The sequence below is a fragment of the Celerinatantimonas yamalensis genome, from assembly GCF_046054155.1.
GTDB lineage: Bacteria > Pseudomonadota > Gammaproteobacteria > Enterobacterales > Celerinatantimonadaceae > Celerinatantimonas > Celerinatantimonas yamalensis.
Map to the genome: position 1 here is coordinate 269,464 of NZ_JBEQCT010000002.1, position 22,007 is coordinate 291,470.

Below are 22,007 nucleotides of genomic sequence, written 5' to 3' on the forward strand. Positions count from 1 at the left end.
AGGCATTGAGCTCTGGTTAAATTGTATGAAATTGAGTTTTATTTATTGAGCTTAACTTGAGAGCAGAAAAAACAGGGCCTAGCATGCTAGGCCCGCGGCGGCTGATGCCCACAGCAACACTATAGATTATGGTTCAGATCTCAAACACGCTAGAGGAAGAACGCTATGCCATCACACCCGTGGCAACACCGTTATACTCGAAACGGCCCTGACTATCGTTTTGATAGTAATGTAAGCTTTATCGATATCAAACAGCAGTTTGGTTTTTCAACTATTCGCTTGGGTCGCTGGGTCAGTATCTTCGAGCAGCAACTGGCGGCTAATCTGATTTTTGATGCACTAGCCGATTTAAGCTTTATCTTAAATGTACCGCCATCTACTTTAGGGCTTCGTCAAAGTTTACATTTAGCCTTTGGCTGTGATGGTTCTGTTGATGCCAAAGCTCACTACCAACCCAATAAACGCACCTTAGCGCTTGCCAAAAATGCTGGAGGCGGCGCTTTAGCTCATGAATTTTGGCATGCATTTGACCACTATATTACCCAACATCTCTACCCTCATGCCCGAGAAGCGCTAGCAAGCCATGCTTGGCTTCATCACCATCAATACGCAAGCCACCCGTTGAATGAACGATTAGTTACATTGTTTAATCACGCCATGCTCGGCGAAGATGCAACCCAACCCTCGCGTTACCTACAACAGGCGATAGCCCTCGATAAACACCATCAAAGTCATTACTACAGTCAGCCCACTGAACTGATGGCGCGAGCCTTTGAAGCCTTTGTACAAGACAGCGAGATCACCAATGATTTTTTAGTTTCTGGCTCGCACCAATCACTGCTTGCGAAAGCTGGGGGCTATCCACAAGGTGACTGTCGTAAGCAGCTTAACCAGAATTTTTATCAGTACTTTACAGCGCTCGGCCAAGCGCTACAGGCGCAAAAATCAATTAAGTAACCACTTAACAAACGGGTGAAAGTAACGCCGGTTGCGTTAATAACGATTTACATAACCGGTCATAAAGCACCACATTCACTGTCGCCGCTAAATTCATGCATCCTTGAGTGGGGATATATACCACATCCTCACACCAGTCGAGCAAGGTACGATCGATTGATCCGTCCTCTGGACCAAAGATATAAAAAGCCTTATCAGGATGCTGATAATTTATCAGCGGTTTAGCTTGACGAGACAGCTCAACGGCCACCGGGCGAGCCCCTTTGGGCAACACCTGCCGCAGATCGTCAACACCTAATGTGGGGATCCGTTGATGCATCTTTTTTGTATCGGTCACATACCGACTAGCCCGATAGTAACGAGTACCCGTATAAAAAATTGACGAAGCCCCATAACACCCAGCGGCCCTTAAAATTGAACCAACATTTTCGGGTGACTTGGGGTTGACAAGGCCGATGCTCGTAAACGATGCGGCAACCACACCTTTATTATCCATTATTTAGTAACTCAATTAGATCAATCACAGCTGCATTACAGCGTGAAATATAATTTGCCATGACTAAGGAATGGTTAGCTAAAATGCCAAATCCACTGCCATTCAGTATCATAGGGCTCCATACAGGCTGTTGGGTCGCTTCGAGTTCGCGGATGATTTGACGGACACTGACCACCGCATTCTTTTTCACTAACACATCGTGAAAGTCAATTTCAACCGCTCTCATCAGCTCTAACAAGGCCCATGACGAGCCGCGTGCCCGATAAAAGACATTATCCAATTGCATCCAACTGGTTTTATCTTGAATATTCGAATCAACCGATGGCGCATCAGGGTTGGTGTCTTTAAGCGAGGTGTTCAGTTGCGCTCTCCCGACACTGGCACTGAGTTGCTGTGACATAGAGCCCAGACGATTTTGTACCTCTTTGAGCCAATCAACCAGATTATCAGCCCGAGCATAAAAATGCGCTTGATTGGCATTGTTTAACGATAATCGATGACGGTAGTCGCCCAATAGCTCAATCCCTTTACTATATTCACTTTCAGCACTTGGAAACATCCAGCTTTGATGATCGATATAGAACTTAGGTTGGGCGATTTTTAAATCAATATCTTCTTCTGACTGACTTTGACTGCGGCTCAGATCTTTACGCATGATCAATGTCATATCACGAATTTGAGTCAAGACGCCAAGTTCCCAAGATGGCATATTGTCCATGAATACTGAGGGAGGCATGATATCATTACTTAAATAGCCACCAGGCTTATCTAATAGTGTTTGCGCCAAACGCATCAGTGTCGTGGTGGTCACAAATCCAGGAACAATGGGTTGATTAATCTGTTTGGATACTTGCTGAGAGTATTTCTCGACATCAAACGTATCTGGCTCTTGGCTCCAATAGACGCTAATACCATAAAACACCAAGAAAATAACGGCCAGCGCAGCCGCAATCATTTTACTACGCCTTGACCAAGATCCTATCATACGATTCCTCTCTATCTATTCTCTGATGTTTTGTCTGCTGTATTCTCGACGCCCTGCTCACCCCTATGGTAATTTAAGGATGAACAACCAAGTCTACCATTGAAAGCAGTCAATGATGAAAAAGTTCCCTTATCAGCCCCGATTATTCCATCACACCTACAATAGAATATCTGGACAACGGGGCAACCATTGAGCAATGCAGATCATTCCCACTACTTTTCTAGAAAATAAGTCGTTTGTTACGACTTTTTAAACGCATGAATCGCGAAATAATGCCCATAGATCCCAACCACTCATCGGTGTATCAACCCCTATAAAAGTAATCTAGGTTGGGATTCACAATTCATTAACATTAAAATATGATCATAAATAACTCAAAAGATAAGCAACCATAGCTTCGTGTAATAAGCATAGCGCTTATCTTTTCTTAATATTGCAAAACATCAATCTAAAACTAAGACAAGACATCTTGAGCATTTCAACTTAGAACAGATGCAAAAGACGACCCTTCACGCTCTAATCATTTGATAAATCAAATATACGCTGATTTGCTAAGCGCGTATATTACACTCGGCAAGTCATGCCTTAAGCCGCGGAGGTAACAATCATATCGCCAAGCAGATATAAATGAACACCTCTCCGTGGGCATCTCTCAAAATGGCGTGCCTTTCGTTTTAAGCCCTCCTTTGACGTCCATTTGCCCTTATTAAGCTCACTAATGCTCATTGACTAGCTGAATGTAAGGTAATGTTCAATATATAAGATGCATTCGACTGTTCATCACAGCAAAGCTCAGGTATGTTGAGGCAACGGTTAAGTTTAAAAGCGATATATGATGAAAAAATTTACACATGAGCCTCAATTATTGAAAAAAGCGCTGATCATTGGTCAAGCCTATGCAACAGCCCGAGGTTATGGGCAATTTCCAGCCAATATATCTGAAAAAGATAAAGTAGAAGCGTTGTATCGGTTGTTAATCACCGATAAGCGGATCACCCCTTTGGCAGACGATAAACTCACTGGCCCAGAAATGCGTCACAAACTCGTCTTATGGTTAGCCAAGCAACTTCCAGATGATCACCCTCTATTACAAAACTAATGTCGATATAGCAAATTATAAAAATATCGGATCCCCCATACAAACTCAAAAAACAGCATATTGTACTAAAATAAACAATTTTTTTAGCTATAATGCGCTGGTTTTTTATATAATTAATTCAAATGTATGATCTGAATTTAATCAGATCACTCAAATGGATTATTTCTATTTGTCTTCCTATCTGTTTTAATGACTGCATTATTATTGTTCGATCTGTTCTTCGCTAGCTATCTGTAACAATAATGATTAGTTTTATCGCAAGATACATATGTGTCGACTCGCGAATGAGTCAATACTAGCGACAGGGTATTGCGCTAACAACCCAGTAAACATGGAAATGACTCACCCTAACCGTATAGCGTAGACTTATTATTATGGCAGTTTAGATATAACAATCGAGAAAAGAGAGTGAAAACAAAAGATAGAAAACATTAAGCCATTGCCAGCGATCAACCCTACATAAAATTGACAAGTGCCCACTATTTAACTTTTTTATATCACGGCTTATTTGAGATGAATGAGTATCGGCTCGTTATTTGCGGTTATAACAGCTCTTTCGGATACTTTCATCACTCCGATATAAATAGTAAATGGTTAGGCAAATGGGACAAAAAATAGGATTATTAAAACAAGATGAAATGGATCAGTTCAACCACCGTGTCTCAAACCGATGAAAAACTCGGTATTGTCCATCCAACCTCAGAAAACAGTCGATTTTTAGCCGTATTGGAGGGATGTCGAAGTACGTACTGGGAGTACCATTTACACACCCAAAAATTGCATTACCTATACTCTATTTGGGAGCAAACTACATCACAGTTTATTAGCTATCAAACGAGTGAAGATTTTCAGGCGTTACAAGCAAATATTCATCCCTCAGATCGCGCTTCTTTTTATGCTCAATTAAACCTCCATATAGAAAAAGTTAACCCAGTATTTGAATGTACTTTCCGCTATCTAACTGCAAAAAATCGCCGTTGGCGGTGGTTCCGATGCCGCGGTCACATTACACACTACCAAGATAATGAACCGGCCGTAATAGCGGGTATCTTTCGTGATGTCACGCGTGAAAAATACCGCCAGCAGAAGCTTCGGCAAATGGCTAAACGCGACCCGCTCACAGGTTTACCCAATCGCGCAGCGCTGAAAGAGGACTTTGACCAGCATCGGCCAGATGAGCATCAATCGGTTTCAATGGCGATTTTTTATCTCGACTTAGATGGCTTTAAAGAGGTCAATGATAAAATCAACCATCGAGCCGGCGACGTACTATTATGCGACCTTGCCAATCAATTAAATTGCTTCACGCGGCTACATGAGAAAGTCTATCGCATTGGTGGCGATGAATTTGTACTATTTGTCCCTCGCTTCAGCAATATACAAGAGATCACCCATTTGGCTGAGCGAATTACTCATACTTTTGCCAACAATAAACTCACTATATCAGGCTATTCTATCCAAGTTGGGATCAGTATTGGAATAGCCACATATCGCACCTCAGACACCTTAGATAGCATACTCGAACGAGCCGATGCACGAATGTACGAGGTAAAAAACAATGGTAAAAATGGCTATAAATTAGGTCACTCACTCAATGAATGATGGGTATGTTGATATAGATGAACATCTCGCTGTGGGAAGGGAATCGATAATCCGACTTCATCAAAGCGTAATTTCACGCTACGCGTTACATCCCAATAGAGCTCCCAATAAGCTTCGGTTCGAACCCAAGGACGAACAATAAAATCTACAGATGATTCCCCTAGACGCATCAGCCGAATCACAGGCTCTGGTTCGCGCAATACATCCGGATGCTCATCAATAATCGAGCGCAGTACTTTTTCTGCGAGCAAAATATCATCGTCATAGCTGATTGAGAATTCCATATCAACACGCCGAACTCGCTCAGCGGTAATATTATTGATAGTACTTCCCCAAATTTTATTATTGGGCACCATAATTTTTTGATTATCAAAAGTTCGAATTGTCGTGTTAACCAAACTCATATAGCTGACTTTCCCCGAAACTCCCCCCGCATCAACATAATCGCCCACATCAAAGGGCCGATAGATCAAAATCATCATGCCTGACGCGAAATTAGAAAGCGTATCTTGCAATGCGAAACCGATGACAATACCAGCCACACCAAGACCTGCGAGAATTGGGGCTAAATCAACACCAATTTGAGAAAACGCAGCAAGAATACCGAGCAAAATAACGGACTTACCAGTAGTTGCAATAAAAAAGTCTTGCACTAATGTCGACATCCGTGAGTGTTTAGATCGCACCATCTTGCTGACCAATTGTTTCATTACCCGTGAAATACCATAGAACAGCACAATCATCAAAATAAAGATCAAGGCCTTGGGTAAAAATGATTTAATACTGACAACAAAAAACTGATCGCCGCTAAAAAAGAAGGTTCTTATAAATGAAAGAAATCCATCGCTGTTGATAACGAGATCGCTGAGTTCGCCCGATGCTGAAAATATCAGCTGATTATAGACCGTGACATCAATATCATTGACTTTTAATACGGGCACCAACTGACTGATATTGTCACTGAGTGTTTTGCTCACACGCTGCTGAAGCGTCAATTCATCACTCATCTGTTGGTGCATCACTTTGGTTAAGCTACCAATTTCATCCTTGATTTGATCTTGTTTTTTAATACTTGCATTTAAATAATTTGCTAAATCATTCACATAGCGTAGTAGATCATTATGAAAACGTACGCGATACTCTTTTCTGGATCTAACATCACGCAGTCTCTCTATCAACTCACTTTGTTTGCTGTAAAGGCTGCTTTGATAATGCATCGCCGAAGAAACTGTCAACCAACTGAGCGGTTTATTAGCCAGTGAAGCTTGTTCATAACTGTGGAATAGATCGCGCAATCGCTGCGGAGCCTGCGTTTTTTGCAGCTCAATCACGGTTAACATTTTTTTGACAAGCGCATCATTAGCTGCAATTGAAAGCTGTGATTGAGAACGAGTATTTTTAAGCACCAGTGCATTTAACTCATCGACCCGGGAGCTTATTTGCTGCAGCAGCATACTACGACTCATATCTGATTCACTTTTGCGCCAAATTTGTCCCAGTGAATTGAGATCATCTTGCCCTTTTTGCAAGCTCTCTTTGAGTATCAACTGCTCGGATTGCACCTGCGCATAAACAGGGATGGTAAACATAGCCCATATCAATAGGCTTATCCAACCCTGTCGAATAACTCTGCGCATATTCACTCCTACTCCTCTATTATATTGATCAATCACTGTTATCATTGCGAAGACTTAGCAAGGAGAAAAACATGGCAGGTCAGCCCGCACAATCACCTTGGCGGCAGCGTCTTCATGAAATCATCTACGAAGCCGATACACCAGCAGGCAAAGGTTTTGATGTCACACTGATCATCTGTATTGTGACCAGTGTCATCGTCGTTATGCTCGATAGTGTTATCTCAATTCATGCCGAGTATGGCAGTTTACTAAAAGGGGTGGAATGGCTATTTACCCTAATATTTACGATTGAATATATCCTGCGATTATTATGTGTGCTTCGCCCTTGGTTGTATATGCGCAGTTTCTTTGGCTTGGTCGATCTATTCGCTATTTTACCAACCTTTATTAGCTTTCTTTTCCCCGGAACTCACTATCTTTTAAATATTCGAATTCTAAGGTTACTGCGCATTTTCCGTGTTTTAAAACTGGCCCACTATTTAGACGAAGCACAAACACTTCGCCAAGCACTCAAAGCGAGTAGTCGAAAAATCAGCGTGTTTTTACTCGCAGTCTTTGCGCTCGTCGTTATTTTAGGCAGTGTGATGTATCTTATCGAAGGACCAGAGAATGGTTTTACGAATATTCCTATTTCAGTCTACTGGGCCATTGTCACGTTAACCACGGTCGGTTATGGCGACATTGCGCCAGTCACCGCCTTAGGAAAAATTGTCGCTTCAATGATCATGGTGATAGGTTACGGCATCATTGCCGTCCCGACTGGAATTGTCACCGTTGAACTCTCACAAGCGCAGCGACGACAATCCAACGTTTCCACCCAAGCGTGTCCCAACTGTAGTGCGCAAGACCACGACTTAGATGCCATCTATTGCAAATATTGTGGTCACACGCTTTAATGCAGTTCTACGCAGTGACGATCACCGTGGGTCTTATTTTTCCCAGCAATAGCCTCGCGTTAATTATTCTTGCTCGTCATTATCGTTATCAATATCGGTATTTTTAACCCGCGATTGGCGCATCAAGGGTTGATCACCGACATCAATACCATCATGGTAAACGCGGCTACGTTTTTGCGTATTCACTCGTTTTGGCCGTGCAACAGGACTCGCCTTAGCTGGCGACTGAGGGCGATTCGTCTGGCGATTTAAACGGTTCATTTTAGGTACAACCCCTTTAAATTTACCTTCCAAACCATCTAACGTCGCAAACTCTACCTGTATATGTAAAAAACTGCGCAGCAGCAAATACTGCGACCAATCTTTAGGTCCCACTAACGAACAGGCTAACCCCGTACGCCCTGCTCGCCCGGTACGCCCGATACGATGTACATATTCCTCAGCATGCCTTGGCAAATCGAAGTTAACCACTAACCCAACATTGGCAATATCTAACCCTCGAGAGGCTAAATCAGTGGTCACTAACACCTGTTGATGGCCTCGCTCAAAGCCATCCATAATCTGATTACGTTTACTTTGTACCAGCTCGCCACTGAGTGCCTGCGCGCTATATCCCCACTGACTGATTAGCTCAGCTAAGCGGGTAGTATCCTGGCGGGTCGCTGTAAAAACAATCACTTGCCCTTGCTGATGTTTATCAAGCAATGCCTTGAGTAGTGCTTGTTTATGATCGAGGTGATCGGCTAAATAAAACTGCTGGGCAATGTCACTGTTAGGAACAAATCCTTCCCCAATAGCAATACGCTCTGGTTCATGCAATAACTCTTGTGCAATCGTATTGATGGGGAGGTCATCTAATGTTGCCGAAAACATCAAAGTCTGACGTTTGCGATGATTAGCGGCGTTATCAATCATTCGCAGCTGCGCGGAAAAACCTAAATCAAGCATGCGGTCCGCTTCATCAAAGACTAATAATTCCAACCCTTCTAAATACAGATTACGCTGTAATAAGTGATCGGCTAAACGCCCAGGCGTTGCCACAATCACTTGCGGCTGACGACGCAGCTGTTTAATCTGATCATTAAAATTTTCTCCCCCACAGAGTAACAACCCACGCCCTTGACTGACACTGAGTAGCAATCGCAACTGAGCATAAACTTGCTTGGCCAATTCTCGAGTTGGGGTTAACACCACGGCGCGCGGATCACGTCGACTCAGCGCTTTTACTCGCAGTAAGCGTTGCATTAGCGGGATCAGGTAAGCTAACGTTTTGCCTGAGCCAGTTTTTGACGACGCTATCAGATCCCGCCCGGTCATTGCCGTTGGGATCGCTTCTTGTTGGATCTCTGTTGTTTCAGTAAATCCAAGATGTTCGATGGCTCGAAGGATCCGATTATCCAGACCAAATTCGCTAAATTGCAAAATCGTGTACCTTAACCTGTGACTGAGGCTGAATTATAGCGGTTTAGTATCGAGAATACAGCCATTCCCTTAGCTTAAGCATCATCATCTCTGGCGAATAAAGGTTCACTACCCTATTATAGTTAAATTAGACTATACTCAAATTTAGACAAAATGTCTTAAATCTGAGCCAGACACTGCTGCGGAGGTTGTATGGACGCAAATTTGCGCTTAGTTATTGGGAATAAAAATTATTCATCGTGGTCGCTGCGTCCTTGGTTACTACTCAAACACTTTGCGATTCCCTTCAGTGAACAATCCATTAATCTCGCCAATCATGATGCAATGCTACAGATGCAGCAACTCTCGCCAAGTGGTCAAATTCCCGTCCTTTGGGCAAACGATATCGCTGTTTGGGACTCTTTGGCGATTTGTGAATGGATCAACACCTATTATCTTGATGGCCAAGCATGGCCAATCCGAGCTCATCTAAATGCATTAGGCCGTTCAATGAGCGCCGAAATGCACGCCGGATTTACTCTGATCCGCCGCTCTCTTCCTATGAATTGTCGGGCGCGCGTCGCCATTCCTGATATGCCAGCAGCGCTTGCCGAAGAAATAGTCCGAGTCGAACAATTATGGCAGCAAGCATTAGATGCCAGTGGCGGCCCTTGGTTGCTGGGTTCTTTTTCAATTGCCGATTGCATGTTTGCGCCGATGGTATTGCGCCTTCAAACTTATGAACTGGCCGTTGATGAGCATCTCATCACTTATTGCCAACAAATTCAGCGCCATGAAGCAATTCAAGCTTGGTTAGCTGACGCCTATCAAGAAGTTGATGTCATTGAATCCGTCGAACAGTTGTATAACGAGCAGTAGCATTGCCATCGATTTGACCATTACATGCTCACTACAAACAAATGATAATAATTATCATTTGTGTTATTGTTTATTCTTGATATACTCAATTTCAGCTTAGGGTCGTAGAGCAACAAGGTTCAAGCGGCACACTTGGATCGCTGCTAAGCGCTCAGCTCATTGAGCTCGACATTACGACAACTCCCTCGTACTGAGGTAGTTCACGATCTACCGCAGTACACAGCACTTGCTCCATGATTGTCTGTTATTTGTAGACAGCCGCTCTCAATTGAGATGCGGCTTTTCTTTCGCAATAAGCCATGACGTCGACACTTCAATTCAGCTAGCGGTGCATCACAACATCTTGCAACTGACCGAGGGCCCGATCATAGGCAAGCCTTAAGGTAATTAATAAACAGATGATAATGCCACTGGCTAATGCGCCAACCACACCCGGCCATGCAGCATATTGATAAAACGGCTCAAGATAGAATGCACCTAAACTTGCACCCAAATAATAAAACAACGTGTAAAGCGCCTGCGCGCTCGCTTTAGCTTGGGTCACCTGTTTGCCGACCAAACTGCTAGCTTGAGAATGACAAAAGAAAAAACCAGCCGACAACACGCATAGACCCGCGAATAATACCGCCAAATGATGGCTCAATAGCAACCCACAACCGGCGAGCATCATCAACAAACCCACTTGTATTCCGCGCACCAAACCATATTTTAGGCTAAAACGACCAGAACGGGCGGCAGCCACTGTCCCGGCAAGATAGCAACAAAAGATCAAACCACTGAATGCAGTTGGCATCGAATAGGGCGGGTTCGCTAACATAAACAACAGAAAACTGAATTGGTTCACAAAAACGCCAAAAGCTATTCCCGCAATGAGATAAATGGCAAACAGTTGTCGATTCGCCAAGTGTGCAGCAAAATCACGCCCCATTTGGGGCAGTGAAAAAGGCTTAGCCTTAAACCCTGAAGCCTGCGGCAAATATGCAATAGCCAACACCATCACCAACACGCCTAATGCGCCGAGTACCCAACAAGCGACCTGCCACTGACCACTTAGCTGGGTGAGTAACGCTGAAATAATTCGCCCACTCAACCCCCCTATTGAATTGGCCGCAACAAATAAGCCTATCGCAGCAGGGGCTCGTTTTACCGGCAGTTCATCGGTTAAAAAAGCAATCGCAACGGCCGGACAACCAGCCAAGAAGACGCCTTGTACAAACCGGGCCAACACAATCAGGCTAAAGTGCGCCATAAATGGGATCAGCAATGTGACCAGCGAACCACCTAAAATCGACCATAAAAATATTTGCCGTCGCCCAAGCGCGTCAGCAACGCCGGCAAATATAATTAGGCCAACCCCCATCCCCGCCATTGCGACAGCCATCAGTAAGTTACTGGTTAATTCACTGACGTGATAGTCAGCGGCGATCACCGGCAGCAACGGGTGAAACAGATAGAGATTAGCAAACGCCACAATAGATGCGGCGCAAACCAACCCAATTAAACGGTGTTGATGTTTTAACATATGAAGCTTAATGCTCCTCACATCGAGACATAACTCATGATCCCTAGAATACGCCTCGTTGGCGACATAAATAAAAGATCTTATTTTTATTGCCCCCATACCGACTCAGCATAGCTATAATGGCAACTAGCAACCCCTCTAACCTAGCTATATCATATGGAACTGCGCCAACTCCGTTATTTTGTGGCGATTGCCCAAGCAGGAACGATGACCCTTGCCGCATCCCAGCTAAATATTGCCCAACCCGCTTTAAGTCGGAGCATCAAAAAACTAGAAGATGAATTAGGTTCACTATTATTGATTCGCCATGAACGAGGCATTCGCTTAACCGAAAGTGGTCAACAACTTTTGGGCAATGCCCGTCAGATCCTCGCCCAAGCAGATGATGCTAAAAACGCAGTAGCAGGCATTGAACAGTTACAACGCGGCCAAGTTCGCATTGGCCTTCCCGCAATGTTGGGCTCTTACTTTTTCCCGCCGTTATTGATGGCATTTCGCGCGCGCTATCCAGGGCTAAGCATTGAAGTTGTTGATGCGGGAACCGTCTCAATTCGGCAGATGTTGCAACAAGGTACACTTGATTTAGGTGTGGTGGTCAAAGAGGATGGGTTGGCCGGACTTGCCAGTGAACCATTACTGAAAGAGGAGATGGTCTGCTGCATGGCGCAGGGTCACCCACTGACACACAATGCTGCAATTAGCGCCGAGCAGTTTTTAAATTACCAACAAATTGGCTTTCACAGTGGCTACTTCCATCAGCGCTTTATTGAACATATGGGGCAACACACACTGCGCGCGCCGAACAAAGTAATCACCACCAATTTAATTCCATTGATTAAAGCGGTGGTGAGTCAAGGCGAAGCGATTGCCATGCTCCTAAAACTGGTGATACAGACCAATGATGGCATTATTATTCGCTCATTTGCCCCAGCTGAGTATATTCATCTGCACATTGCATGGCACCCAGAGCGGTATCTATCACACGCCAATCAAGCCTTTCGCCAATTTTTAATCGAGCAGCTCAGTACACCATACACCAGCACTGAGCGCGACTTACTTACTCAGTAAGCGTTTTGCCGCCGCTAGCACCGCACTAACCGCACGTTGCTCACTTTGGGCCATCAACTTCGCATCTGGCGTTTCTTGTTGGGTACGATTGACGATCACTCCAGCCACCATCCCAGCTTGTAATCCATTCGCCGCACACATAGTCAGTAATGTCGCCGATTCCATCTCATAGTTAAGCACTCCGAGTGATTGCCACTCATGCAGTGAACCGCGCAGATGCGCAATCACGCGACCACTGTAGGTATCATAACGTTCTTGGCCGGGATAGAAGGTATCGGATGAAGCAGTGATACCTACGTGCGTAGTCCCCTCTTGCTGCTGGGCACTTTGCACCAAGGCTTGAGTCGCAAAAAAGTCAGCCACTGCCGGATATTCCATCGGGGCAAAATGCGAACTCGCCCCATCTAAGCGCACTGACGCGGTTGTCACAATCAAATCGCCGACATTGATATGGGGCTGAATGGCGCCTGTGGTGCCAACGCGTAAGAATTGGCGGATCCCAAGTTGTGCCAACTCTTCAACAGCAATCGAGGTCGATGGTCCACCGATCCCGGTGGAGCAGATGATAATCGGCGTGTCACCCAAATAGCCTCGCAGCGAGGTGAATTCGCGAGTTTGCGCAAGTAGTGTTGGTTTATCAAGCAGTGCACCAATGCGCTCAACCCGCGCAGGATCGCCCGGAATAATCGCCAGTTCAGCCCCGCTCAAATCAGCTTTGGATAGCCCTAAATGAAACACCGTTGTTTGACTCATTGCGTGAGACTCCTTTGTAAAGGTTAATTCATGGGAAAACACATCTTGCTTAACAGCCTATCGCGCCAATCCAACTTGGAATAAGCGTTCTATCACAATTTGATAGCACTCGAGGCCAAATCGACTGAATATTTTCGTCATCAGTTGATAACCGCCATGCATGTTAGCTAAGTGAATGAAAAAACCACGCATAAATGATAAATCCAACCCAAGAGGCGATCAGTAGTCCCCAAAGAAGATGCTGATGACCGGATGCCACCGATGAAGCCGATGGGGCATGGTCTTCGATCGTTTCATCAGCCGTAGGATAAGGCGTTTTGCTAGCAGCTTTACGAGCTTTATCACGCTCACGTGAGAGCGCTTTTTGTTGCTTTTTATATTGGGCAATCCCTTTACGGATCCCCTCTTCGATCAGTTTAGTTTGAGCTTTGGTTTGCCCCGGTCGCTGATTCGCTTTAGCCAGCGCATCAGCTTGCTGCTGGACTTCCGGGCTCACTTTCATTTTGGTCATAACAATTCCTTGGGCAAATACTTGCACAGTTTAACGCAAACCACTCATTAGGTATGTAGCCTGACCACCCCCAATACCCAACATAGAAGTGTTGTTAACGCAGCTAAATGTCATCAAGAAGCGAATCGATAGCAGCGGCATAAAGGTTATCACCTATAGACAAACTATAAAAAAATAGAAGTTTGTCTCATTTTTCACTATTATGTGCCAAATTCATCGCACTGAAATTTTATGAAGACTGTACTACTGGGAGCCCAAATGCTGCTTGTTGCATTCGGGGCAACCACATTGGTCCCACTACTTACGGGGATCGACCCGCGGTTAGCGTTACTAGGCGCGGGGATCGGAACACTTATCTTTCAAGTCTGTACAAAACGTCAAATTCCTATTTTCCTCGGTAGCTCTTTCGCCTTTATTGCCCCTATTATTCTTGGCACGAAACAGTTCGGTTTACCCGCCACATTATCGGGATTAATCGCCGCAGGGGTGGTATTTATATTGATAAGCGCCTTAGTGAAAATCCGCGGAATAAACGTAATTGAACACTTTCTGCCACCGGTTGTCGTTGGACCAGTGATTATGGTGATCGGGCTAGCGTTAGCGCCCAATGCAGTGAATATGGCATTAGGCAAGGCCGGAGATGGTTCGCAATTAATCCCCACAGGCACTGCACTACTCGTCTCAAGTGCGGCCCTTGTCACAACGATTGTGATTTCAATTTTTGGTAAAGGGCTACTCCGATTAATGCCCATCGTCAGTGGTGTCATTGTCGGCTATTTACTGAGTTTGTTCTTAGGTTTGGTGGATTTTAGCGCCGTTATCAATGCGCCATGGCTGGCTATCCCGACCTTTACCCATCCAGAGTTTAACTGGCAAGCAATTGTCTTTATTGCGCCGATTGGCCTGATTGTCACCATTGAGCATTTTGGTGATATTTTGGCAATCAGTAACGTCGTCGGCAAAGATTTTGTGAAAAATCCAGGTATCCACCGCTCGCTGCTTGGTGATGGCTTAGGTACCATTGTTGCTGCATGTTTTGGTGGGCCACCCGTGGTTAGTTATGGAGAAGTCACTGGCGCTGTCAGTCTGCTTAAAACCTATAATCCGGTCATTATGACTTGGTCAGCCATCTTTGCTATTGCCCTTGCTTTTGTTGGCAAAACTGGCGCATTTTTACTTTCAGTGCCGATTCCAGTTATGGGCGGAATTATGTGTTTGTTATTTGGGGCTATCGCAACCATTGGTTTGAACACACTGATCCATAAACAGGTTGATCTGTCGATTCCGCGCAACATGGTCATTGTCTCTATCACGTTAGTCTTTGGCATTGGTGGCATGGCAATCGGCTTTGGCAACTTTACCCTCAAGGGAGTAGGTTTATGTGGCTTAGTGGCCATTATTTTAAACCTTGTTTTACCGCAGCCTAAAGCAGAATAAGCGCCCATTAAGCGATCTTATGGGGCTTACACGCTAAGCCTCATAAGCACGCCCTCATTTGTCTATGCGACAATTATATAAAACTCACGTATTCTTATTGTCGATAGTGGCTGGCTGGGCCAGCCGTTCATGTTCGGAGAAATACTATGTTACAAATTGGCCGCATTCAGCCACTGCGATTAGTTCGTGTTGATGCCAACCAAGCAATCCTTCAATCGCAGGATGAACGTCAAATCCCGATGCCTAGCGAGCAACTACCTGAAGGACTAAACCCAGGCGATTCATTAGAGGCCTTTATCTACCCTGATAGTCAAGAGCAGTTGGTCGCGACGACCCACATTCCTCACGCTCAGATTGGGCAAGTCGCTTGGTTACAAGTGGTCGCGGTGCATCCGATTGGGGCTTTTTTAGACCTAGGCATCGATAAAGATGTGTTTGTCGCAACCCACGAACAATATGAACCGATGCATGTCGGCCAATCTTATGCGGTCTTTTTATACCTTGATGACCGAGGCCGTTTAGCAGCAACGCCCCGTTTGAGTGAGCACTTATGCGCGCATTCAGACTATCAACGCGGCCAAATAGTAACAGGGTTAATCAGTGCCCGTTCGGAACTGGGCTATCAGGTGGCTATCGATCATCAGTTTTTAGGAATGCTCTATCATAACGAACTGTTTCAGCGAGTTCGTGTTGGCCAGACCATCAACGCTTATGTTCTAAAAAACCGTGATGATGGACGATTGGACCTTCGCCAACAACCGATTGGCGATCATCAGTTGGATGAACTGCAGCAACGCATTTTACGCAAACTCGATGACGACGGTGGCTACCTAGGCTTAAGCGACAAAAGCGATCCCAAGTTGATTGCAGCGGTTTTTGGCGTGAGCAAAGGTCAGTATAAAAAAGCAATCGGCCATCTTTATCGACAAAAGCTCATTAAAATCAGCGCAACTGGCATTTTGCGCTACACCGATTAATCACGAAAGGACTACTGAATGCTAAGCTATCGCCATTCATTCCATGCCGGCAACTATGCGGATGTATTAAAGCATGTCACCTTGCAGCAGATTTTAATTTATCTGACGCAGAAAAATAAACCGGTCCACTATATCGACAGCCATGCGGGTGCAGGAGGCTATCAACTGACCAGTAAGCAAGCCGAAAAAACCGGTGAATATCAATTGGGAATCGGCAAATTATTTGAGCAAACGGATAAACCCGCGCTACTCCAAGACTACTGTCAATTAGTGCGTTCGTTTAATTCTGAGCATTCCCAACGCCTAAAACACTACCCAGGCTCACCGTGGATTGCTGCGCAATGTTTACGCGAACAAGACAAGCTATTTTTGTACGAGCTACATCCGCAAGATCACCTAATGCTCAGCGAACTATTTGCGAGCGATCGCCGTGTTAAAATCGGCAACAGTGATGGTTTTAAAGGTACGTTGGTCCATGTTCCACCGGTTAGTCGGCGGGGTTTAGTGCTTATTGACCCCCCATATGAGGTAAAAACCGATTACGACAAAGTTGTCACCTTAATCGAGCAAGTACATAAACGCTTTGCCACCGGTTGTATTGCCTTGTGGTATCCGGTGGTTGAGCGCTGGCGCATCAATGCGTTAGAGCAGGCGATCAAAGCAACAGGTATTGCCAATGTTCAATTATTTGAGCTAGCTCAGCAGCGCGATACAGCCCAATTTGGCATGACCGCAAGCGGGATGATCGTGGTCAACCCGCCATGGACGCTCAAATCGCAGTTAGAGGGCGTATTACCTTATTTGAGCGAACTTTTAGGGCAAAACAATCAAGGCTCTTATCGCATTAAGCAACTAAGTCCCGAAGCCTAAACTGTCGGTACTAAGCGATTCGCTTAACGGCTTCACTCACTCAGTGAAGCCATCGCCATCAACAACACCCCCATCAGTCATCCATTCTAATACCATCGATAAAATCGCCTAAGTCACCCGCTCCCACATAGACCTCATATATTCAATATATGGACTTGTTTTCGTCACAGAAGATCGCTATAACAATTCAATAAACCAGCAAATTTTAAGTTTTGGCATACACTTACATTTTAATCGCTCGCAAGCAGCTCAACCACTTGCTGATGATTGTCCTGATAAGGGCTAATGATGAATGAAACGATGCTAATAGAACAATTGCAAACCCACTATCAACGATTATCTCAAGATAACCTTGGTGAACTGATGACGCTCTATGACAAGCAGGTTGAGTTTTGCGACCCATTGCATCAAATCCACGGCAAAAGCGCTTTAGAGGCTTATTTTAGGCAATTATTAAAACATACTCGCCAATGCCTATTTACATTTCATGACAGTTGTATCAATACTCATCAGGCGCAGCTCAGTTGGACGATGACCTTTAACCATCCACGCTTAGCGGGTGGACAACCGATTGAACTCGCTGGCTGCTCGTGGTTACATTTCAACCAAACAATCACTTGGCATCGCGATTATTTTGATGTGAGTGCCATGCTACACGACCACCTACCTCTTGTGGGGGGCGTCTCTCGATGGCTCAAAAAGAGGGCTGGACAATGAATATTCTCATTACTGGGGCAACATCAGGTATTGGCTACCAATTAGCCCTTGATTACCATCAACAAGGGCATCGCGTTTATGCCTGTGGCCGCAATCAAGAGGCCTTAAAGACGCTGCATGAACTGGGACTCAAAACGCTGCAAGTGGATGTCACCGATCAGGCGCAGGTCAGTGAGTTATTTGCTGATTTACCCCCTATTCAACTGGCTATATTGGCCGCCGGCACCTGCCAGTATCATCAATACCATCAATTCAATGGCAAAGACTTTGCCAACACAATCAATACCAATCTTGCCGCCATTGGTTATCAACTCGAAGCGCTTTGGCTTAAATTAGACAGCCCCAGCCAGCTAGCAATGGTTGGCAGTCTGGCGCGCTATTTACCCTTTACCCGAGCAGGTGCCTATAGCGCCAGTAAAGCGGGGATCTGGCAGTTGGCGAATGTCTTGCGAACCGATCTTGCGCCCCGCCAAATTAGTGTCCACTGCATTGAACCCGGCTTTGTCGATACCCCTATGACGCGAGCGAATGACTTTAAGATGCCAGGGATGATCTCGGTGCAACGCGCCGCGAAGTTAATTCAAAAAGGGCTGAAGAAAAACCAGCAGCAAATCGCATTTCCAAAACTTTTATATTGGTTATTGAAAGTTCTATCAATTTTACCCATGCATTGGCAAAATAGTATTTGTCGAATGTTGGCCAAACGGGGAGACTAGTGAAAATAGCCATTGTTGGCTCGGGGATATCAGGGATGACCTGTGCCCACCTACTGAGCAAACATCATGATATTGTGTTGTTGGAAAAAAACAGTGCATTAGGTGGACATACTGCAACCAAAGATATTGAGATCGAAACGCAGCGCTATCAAATTGATACTGGTTTTATCGTTTTTAATGACCGCACTTACCCGCTATTTAGTAAATTGTTAGCGCGTCTACAGGTGAACCGCCAACCCACAGAGATGAGCTTTAGCGTGATCAATCCTGAAATGGATTTGCAATATAACGGCCACACGCTCAATACCTTATTTGGCCAACGCCGCAATTTGCTGCGTCCTTGGTTTTATCATTTTGTCGCAGAGATCCTGCGTTTTAACCGTTTAGCCAAACAGTCCATTGATTTGCAAGCTGACCTCAAAGTCGGGCAATTTTTAGATAAAAACCGCTTTAGTTTGTTGTTTTGTCAAAACTATTTACTCCCTATGGGAGCGGCAATTTGGTCGGTATCACTCAAGGATATTCGGCAGTTTTCAATGCGTTTTTTTACTCGCTTCTTTGCCCATCATGGCCTACTCGATGTCACTAACCGGCCACAGTGGTATGTTGTTCCAGGTGGTTCACGCCAATATATAAAACCGCTACTAGCCAGCTGTCAGAATAACATTCGTCTCAATAGTGAAGTCAGTGTTATCGAGCGCAGTGACAGTGATGTGAAAATTCGTTGTACAGATGGCTGGCACTGGCAAGGTGACCAAGTGATTTTTGCATGTCATAGTGACCAAGCATTAGCCATTTTAGGCGATACGGCTAGTCATGCTGAGCGAGAAATATTAGGCGCGATGCACTACCAGTCGAACCAGGTTTGGCTGCATCAAGATAAAACCATTTTACCGACCCATCCTCGCCTGTATGCAAGTTGGAACTATCGACTCGCACCGCAGTCTGAGCGCGAGACTCTGCCAGCAACCGTAAGTTACTATATGAATCGCCTGCAGGGGTTAACCTGCCCACAACCTTTTATTGTCACGCTCAACCCAACTCAGCACATCAATTCAAGCAACACTTTCGGTCAATATGAGTATGCACATCCTCAATTTGACCAACACACGCCACATAACCAAGGCCGACGCGCTGAGATTAATGGCCACCAGTGTAGTTGGTTTTGCGGTGCATATTGGTACAACGGCTTTCATGAAGATGGCGTACGGAGTGCCAATGATGTCGCCAGCGCACTGGGGGGAGAGACACTATGAGTTTGAACTCGGCTATTGTCCAAGGCACAACGTATCATCAACGCATCGTGCCTAAACACCACCAATTTAGTTATCCCATTAGCTATTTATGGCTAGATCTAGATGAAACAGTCCAAGTCCAAGCGATGTTAAATCAGCATCGTTGGCCTCGAGTACGCTTACATAACCGTGATTATCTAGGCAATGATGCCCGACCAATTAAGGATAAAGCACTGGCTAAACTAGGCGAATTTATCAGTGATTATCAGCCCCAGCAGGTGGTCTTAATGGCGCAGCTACGCTGGTTCGGCATCTATTTTAGCCCCATCAATTTTGTCTTTTTTGGTGATGCCCAACAATTTCGCTACGCGCTCGTTGAAGTCAGTAATACACCATGGCTTGAGAAACACTACTATTGTTTGGATCTCACTCGTTTAGAGCCTGTTGCCAAGCGCTTTCATGTTTCCCCGTTTAACCCCATGGACATGAATTATCACTGGCAAGTGGAACTCGCCGACACAATTCGTATTCAGATCGACTGTCATCGTAAAACTCGCGAGTTTAGTGCCGGAATGACGCTACAACGTATTCCACTGAACGTCATATCATTGCGACAATTTGTGCGCCATCACCCTTTTCAAAGTGCTTTAGTCATCATGCGGATCTATTATCAGGCATTACGACTATGGCTCAAACAGGTGCCATTTTATGGCCATCCCAACAGCAAAAAATCCGACTAATCGGTAAGTGATCACTTATGTTAAAAACTCGAAGTCTGCCGTGGAATTGGTTTAATCCAAGACGCGAGTTAGCTCGCAATGTATTGATTCATTTTTTATCGCATATTAAAGGGGCGCGCATCGAGCTGAAACAGCCCGAGCAGTCAAATCAGATCTGCGGTGAAGACAACGCCTCGGTGCACCTGATTATCGATATTCGTGATAACTGTGTCTTTGAGCGGGTTTTACGCGGTGGCTCGCTGGCGGCAGCTGAAACTTACATTGAAGGACTCTGGCGAACCGACGACTTACATACCTTGCTAATCGTCATGGCGCAGAACCAAGCGCGTCTTGACCGACTCGATTCCAACATTTCTAAATGGGTTGAATGGGCGGCTAAATCACGGCATTGGCTGCGTAGAAATCATAAATCGCAAGCCAAACGCAATATTTTGGCACACTACGATTTAGGAAATCATTTTTATAAATCGTTTCTCGATAGCCAAATGCAGTACTCATCGGCGTTGTATCATGGACTAGATACCACTCATCCGGAACAAAACCTTGATCAAGCCCAACAGCAAAAACTGCAACGGATCTGCGAGCAATTACAGCTCAATGCAGACTCTCATCTATTAGAGATTGGCTCGGGTTGGGGAGGCTTAGCGGTGTATGCTGCACGTCACTATGGCTGTCAAGTCACCACCACTACGATCTCTGATGAGCAATACCAGTACTGCTGTCAACTGGTGCATCAACAAGGATTAAGCGATCGAATCCGAGTACTGAGCCGGGATTATCGCGATCTACACGGACGCTATGATCGCTTAGTCTCAATAGAGATGATCGAAGCAGTTGGCGAAGCCTACTTGCCACAGTTTATTCAAAAATGCGCCATGTTACTCAAACCCGGTGGGCGAATGTTGCTCCAGTCGATCACTATCGCCGATGAACGTTTCGATAGTTATCAAAAAAACACCGACTTTATCCAGCAAATGGTTTTTCCAGGTGGCTTTTTACCTTCAATGGCGTTATTGAAAAAACTGATCAATAAATATCAATTTGTGACTGAAAATTGCTTTGATATGCGCTTAAGTTATGCGTATACACTACACGCTTGGCATAATCGTCTCAGTACCTATCGGAGTGAACACCCTCAAGCACTGGTCTTTAATGCACAGTTTTTCCGGCTCTGGCATTTTTATATGGCATATTGTGAAGCAGGTTTTTTAAGTGCTAATACGGGCGTTTGGCAAATCACCTTAACTCATTGACATTACTTTACAAAATCATTGACCCCGTGCCCTTGCACATCCACATCAATGGGCGTAATTTAATTTTTAAGCGAGCAACATGAGCCACTTAAGAACGTTGTTTATGTTGCAGTTATCGCTTTGGTGATGGTGTTCGCCAATATAACCGCCATAATGGCTGATGACGCCTGATATTAACCCTTACTCTAAGGAAGTATCAGTATGTCTAGTCACTTTGTACATGCCATCAGAATCTTATCAACTTCTATTTTTTTGA

21 protein-coding genes and 1 riboswitch are annotated in these 22,007 nt (G+C 45.0%); of the genes, 14 read left to right on the top strand and 7 right to left on the bottom strand.

Going from position 1 to position 22,007, the window contains the following annotated elements:
• Positions 1-165: 165 nt before the first annotated feature.
• Positions 166-957 (top strand): CLCA_X family protein, encoded by a 792-nt coding sequence (locus ABUE30_RS05770; RefSeq protein WP_408622761.1) that lies wholly within the window; start codon positions 166-168, stop codon positions 955-957.
• Positions 958-961: 4 nt separating this feature from the next.
• On the opposite strand, the gene ABUE30_RS05775 is transcribed toward ABUE30_RS05770, so the two are convergent.
• Entirely contained in the window at positions 962-1,453 is a 492-nt protein-coding gene (locus tag ABUE30_RS05775) for an RNA methyltransferase (RefSeq protein ID WP_408622762.1), read from the bottom strand.
• Positions 1,446-2,438, bottom strand: coding sequence for a DUF2333 family protein (locus tag ABUE30_RS05780; protein WP_408622763.1), 993 nt, complete (start codon positions 2,436-2,438; stop codon positions 1,446-1,448). The genes ABUE30_RS05775 and ABUE30_RS05780 overlap by 8 nt, the downstream gene beginning before the upstream one ends.
• Before the next feature lie 835 nt (positions 2,439-3,273).
• Between ABUE30_RS05780 and ABUE30_RS05785 the strand changes: the two genes are divergently transcribed.
• Both ABUE30_RS05785 and ABUE30_RS05790 read left to right on the top strand, forming a co-directional pair.
• Positions 3,274-3,537 (top strand): DUF5062 family protein, encoded by a 264-nt coding sequence (locus ABUE30_RS05785; protein WP_408622764.1) that lies wholly within the window; start codon positions 3,274-3,276, stop codon positions 3,535-3,537.
• Positions 3,538-4,170: 633 nt separating this feature from the next.
• Positions 4,171-5,139 (top strand): GGDEF domain-containing protein, encoded by a 969-nt coding sequence (locus tag ABUE30_RS05790; RefSeq protein WP_408622765.1) that lies wholly within the window; start codon positions 4,171-4,173, stop codon positions 5,137-5,139.
• Here the strand turns inward: ABUE30_RS05790 and ABUE30_RS05795 are convergent.
• Positions 5,121-6,776: a mechanosensitive ion channel family protein gene (locus ABUE30_RS05795; protein WP_408622766.1), complete on the bottom strand. Its 1,656-nt coding sequence runs from the start codon at positions 6,774-6,776 to the stop codon at positions 5,121-5,123. The genes ABUE30_RS05790 and ABUE30_RS05795 overlap by 19 nt on opposite strands.
• A 71-nt stretch (positions 6,777-6,847) precedes the next feature.
• Between ABUE30_RS05795 and ABUE30_RS05800 the strand changes: the two genes are divergently transcribed.
• Complete coding sequence (locus ABUE30_RS05800) at positions 6,848-7,672, top strand: ion transporter (protein ID WP_408622767.1); 825 nt, start codon at positions 6,848-6,850, stop codon at positions 7,670-7,672.
• 63 nt (positions 7,673-7,735) lie between these two features.
• Here the strand turns inward: ABUE30_RS05800 and ABUE30_RS05805 are convergent, their stop codons facing one another.
• Positions 7,736-9,094: a DEAD/DEAH box helicase gene (locus ABUE30_RS05805; protein ID WP_408622768.1), complete on the bottom strand. Its 1,359-nt coding sequence runs from the start codon at positions 9,092-9,094 to the stop codon at positions 7,736-7,738.
• Positions 9,095-9,286: 192 nt separating this feature from the next.
• Between ABUE30_RS05805 and ABUE30_RS05810 the strand changes: the two genes are divergently transcribed.
• A complete protein-coding gene (locus ABUE30_RS05810; RefSeq protein ID WP_408622769.1) occupies positions 9,287-9,952 on the top strand; it encodes a glutathione S-transferase family protein in 666 nt (221 codons plus the stop codon).
• A 322-nt stretch (positions 9,953-10,274) separates the two neighbouring features.
• Here ABUE30_RS05810 and ABUE30_RS05815 read toward each other — a convergent pair whose 3' ends face one another.
• Complete coding sequence (locus ABUE30_RS05815; RefSeq protein ID WP_408622770.1) at positions 10,275-11,474, bottom strand: MFS transporter; 1,200 nt, start codon at positions 11,472-11,474, stop codon at positions 10,275-10,277.
• A gap of 156 nt (positions 11,475-11,630) precedes the next feature.
• Between ABUE30_RS05815 and ABUE30_RS05820 the strand changes: the two genes are divergently transcribed.
• Positions 11,631-12,542 (top strand): LysR family transcriptional regulator, encoded by a 912-nt coding sequence (locus ABUE30_RS05820; RefSeq protein WP_408622771.1) that lies wholly within the window; start codon positions 11,631-11,633, stop codon positions 12,540-12,542.
• Here ABUE30_RS05820 and udp read toward each other — a convergent pair.
• Positions 12,528-13,295 (bottom strand): uridine phosphorylase, encoded by a 768-nt coding sequence (gene udp, locus ABUE30_RS05825; protein ID WP_408622772.1) that lies wholly within the window; start codon positions 13,293-13,295, stop codon positions 12,528-12,530. The genes ABUE30_RS05820 and udp overlap by 15 nt on opposite strands.
• Positions 13,296-13,458: 163 nt before the next feature.
• Positions 13,459-13,806 carry a DUF2956 domain-containing protein gene (locus tag ABUE30_RS05830; RefSeq protein ID WP_408622773.1) on the bottom strand — a complete coding sequence of 116 codons (348 nt, stop codon included), beginning with the start codon at positions 13,804-13,806 and terminating at the stop codon, positions 13,459-13,461.
• A gap of 231 nt (positions 13,807-14,037) precedes the next feature.
• On the opposite strand from ABUE30_RS05830, the gene ABUE30_RS05835 reads away from it, so the two are divergent.
• The 8 genes from ABUE30_RS05835 to ABUE30_RS05870 all read left to right on the top strand — a co-directional run bounded on the left by ABUE30_RS05835 (position 14,038) and on the right by ABUE30_RS05870 (position 21,751).
• Positions 14,038-15,243, top strand: coding sequence for a uracil-xanthine permease family protein (locus ABUE30_RS05835; RefSeq protein ID WP_408622774.1), 1,206 nt, complete (start codon positions 14,038-14,040; stop codon positions 15,241-15,243).
• A 146-nt stretch (positions 15,244-15,389) separates the two neighbouring features.
• Positions 15,390-16,220, top strand: a complete 831-nt coding sequence (locus tag ABUE30_RS05840; protein WP_408622775.1) for a CvfB family protein — start codon at positions 15,390-15,392, stop codon at positions 16,218-16,220.
• An 18-nt stretch (positions 16,221-16,238) separates the two neighbouring features.
• Complete coding sequence (locus ABUE30_RS05845; protein WP_408622776.1) at positions 16,239-17,090, top strand: 23S rRNA (adenine(2030)-N(6))-methyltransferase RlmJ; 852 nt, start codon at positions 16,239-16,241, stop codon at positions 17,088-17,090.
• 288 nt (positions 17,091-17,378) lie between these two features.
• Positions 17,379-17,807 carry a nuclear transport factor 2 family protein gene (locus tag ABUE30_RS05850; RefSeq protein ID WP_408622777.1) on the top strand — a complete coding sequence of 143 codons (429 nt, stop codon included), beginning with the start codon at positions 17,379-17,381 and terminating at the stop codon, positions 17,805-17,807.
• Positions 17,804-18,523, top strand: a complete 720-nt coding sequence (locus tag ABUE30_RS05855; RefSeq protein WP_408622778.1) for an SDR family NAD(P)-dependent oxidoreductase — start codon at positions 17,804-17,806, stop codon at positions 18,521-18,523. The genes ABUE30_RS05850 and ABUE30_RS05855 overlap by 4 nt, the downstream gene beginning before the upstream one ends.
• Entirely contained in the window at positions 18,523-19,779 is a 1,257-nt protein-coding gene (locus ABUE30_RS05860; protein WP_408622779.1) for an NAD(P)/FAD-dependent oxidoreductase, read from the top strand. The genes ABUE30_RS05855 and ABUE30_RS05860 overlap by 1 nt, the downstream gene beginning before the upstream one ends.
• Positions 19,776-20,498 (top strand): DUF1365 domain-containing protein, encoded by a 723-nt coding sequence (locus ABUE30_RS05865; RefSeq protein WP_408622780.1) that lies wholly within the window; start codon positions 19,776-19,778, stop codon positions 20,496-20,498. Before ABUE30_RS05860 ends, ABUE30_RS05865 begins: the two co-directional genes overlap by 4 nt.
• A 17-nt stretch (positions 20,499-20,515) precedes the next feature.
• Positions 20,516-21,751, top strand: a complete 1,236-nt coding sequence (locus ABUE30_RS05870) for a class I SAM-dependent methyltransferase (protein ID WP_408622781.1) — start codon at positions 20,516-20,518, stop codon at positions 21,749-21,751.
• Between the two features lie 113 nt (positions 21,752-21,864).
• Positions 21,865-21,928, top strand: a riboswitch (Fluoride riboswitch).
• The last annotated feature ends 79 nt before the right edge of the window (positions 21,929-22,007 follow it).

What these genes read in the sequence shown, in the direction of transcription:
- ABUE30_RS05865 (WP_408622780.1), top strand. Translation starts at nt 19,776, where the DNA reads ATGAGTTTGAACTCGGCTATTGTCCAAGGCACAACGTATCATCAACGC.
- ABUE30_RS05770 (WP_408622761.1), top strand. Translation starts at nt 166, where the DNA reads ATGCCATCACACCCGTGGCAACACCGTTATACTCGAAACGGCCCTGAC.
- udp (WP_408622772.1), bottom strand. Translation starts at nt 13,295, where the DNA reads ATGAGTCAAACAACGGTGTTTCATTTAGGGCTATCCAAAGCTGATTTG.
- ABUE30_RS05775 (WP_408622762.1), bottom strand. Translation starts at nt 1,453, where the DNA reads ATGGATAATAAAGGTGTGGTTGCCGCATCGTTTACGAGCATCGGCCTT.
- ABUE30_RS05820 (WP_408622771.1), top strand. Translation starts at nt 11,631, where the DNA reads ATGGAACTGCGCCAACTCCGTTATTTTGTGGCGATTGCCCAAGCAGGA.
- ABUE30_RS05855 (WP_408622778.1), top strand. Translation starts at nt 17,804, where the DNA reads ATGAATATTCTCATTACTGGGGCAACATCAGGTATTGGCTACCAATTA.
- ABUE30_RS05845 (WP_408622776.1), top strand. Translation starts at nt 16,239, where the DNA reads ATGCTAAGCTATCGCCATTCATTCCATGCCGGCAACTATGCGGATGTA.
- ABUE30_RS05840 (WP_408622775.1), top strand. Translation starts at nt 15,390, where the DNA reads ATGTTACAAATTGGCCGCATTCAGCCACTGCGATTAGTTCGTGTTGAT.
- ABUE30_RS05800 (WP_408622767.1), top strand. Translation starts at nt 6,848, where the DNA reads ATGGCAGGTCAGCCCGCACAATCACCTTGGCGGCAGCGTCTTCATGAA.
- ABUE30_RS05870 (WP_408622781.1), top strand. Translation starts at nt 20,516, where the DNA reads ATGTTAAAAACTCGAAGTCTGCCGTGGAATTGGTTTAATCCAAGACGC.
- ABUE30_RS05835 (WP_408622774.1), top strand. Translation starts at nt 14,038, where the DNA reads ATGAAGACTGTACTACTGGGAGCCCAAATGCTGCTTGTTGCATTCGGG.
- ABUE30_RS05815 (WP_408622770.1), bottom strand. Translation starts at nt 11,474, where the DNA reads ATGTTAAAACATCAACACCGTTTAATTGGGTTGGTTTGCGCCGCATCT.
- ABUE30_RS05780 (WP_408622763.1), bottom strand. Translation starts at nt 2,438, where the DNA reads ATGATAGGATCTTGGTCAAGGCGTAGTAAAATGATTGCGGCTGCGCTG.
- ABUE30_RS05785 (WP_408622764.1), top strand. Translation starts at nt 3,274, where the DNA reads ATGAAAAAATTTACACATGAGCCTCAATTATTGAAAAAAGCGCTGATC.
- ABUE30_RS05790 (WP_408622765.1), top strand. Translation starts at nt 4,171, where the DNA reads ATGAAATGGATCAGTTCAACCACCGTGTCTCAAACCGATGAAAAACTC.
- ABUE30_RS05795 (WP_408622766.1), bottom strand. Translation starts at nt 6,776, where the DNA reads ATGCGCAGAGTTATTCGACAGGGTTGGATAAGCCTATTGATATGGGCT.
- ABUE30_RS05810 (WP_408622769.1), top strand. Translation starts at nt 9,287, where the DNA reads ATGGACGCAAATTTGCGCTTAGTTATTGGGAATAAAAATTATTCATCG.
- ABUE30_RS05830 (WP_408622773.1), bottom strand. Translation starts at nt 13,806, where the DNA reads ATGACCAAAATGAAAGTGAGCCCGGAAGTCCAGCAGCAAGCTGATGCG.
- ABUE30_RS05850 (WP_408622777.1), top strand. Translation starts at nt 17,379, where the DNA reads ATGAATGAAACGATGCTAATAGAACAATTGCAAACCCACTATCAACGA.